Source organism: Mycobacterium sp. MUNTM1 (assembly GCF_054660795.1).
In genome coordinates, this window is record NZ_BAAGDE010000165.1 from 1 (window position 1) to 332 (window position 332).

The 332-nt window shown below is 69.9% G+C and carries 1 protein-coding gene; it reads right to left on the minus strand.

The features are described from left to right. Positions 1-332, minus strand: a 332-nt coding sequence (locus ACYQ8K_RS30255) for a DUF222 domain-containing protein (protein WP_459975076.1), incomplete at both ends; no start/stop codon positions are given.

Sequence of the window (332 nt, forward strand, 5' to 3'; positions counted from 1 at the left end):
TTGGTGATCGAGGCCCGTGGTTCAAGCCCCTCTGGCCGGGATTCGGGTTCGGGTCGCGGTTCCAGCTTGACCGCGGTACGCAGCTGGTTGACCGTCGCGACCGCGGCCAGCTGCGCGTAATGCTGATCAGAACCCTCGCCGGCGCGCGCGGCGATCACCCCCACCTGATCGGCCGACAGCCGGCCCTCCCGCAGGCCCTGGACGCAACGGGGAAACTCCTCGAGCCGGCTCGCGATCGCGGTGATCGTGTGGGCATTGGCCGGCGAGCAACCGGTCTTCCAGGCCACCAGCGCCGGCACCGACCGCGCACCCGTCATTCCACAGAGCTCGTC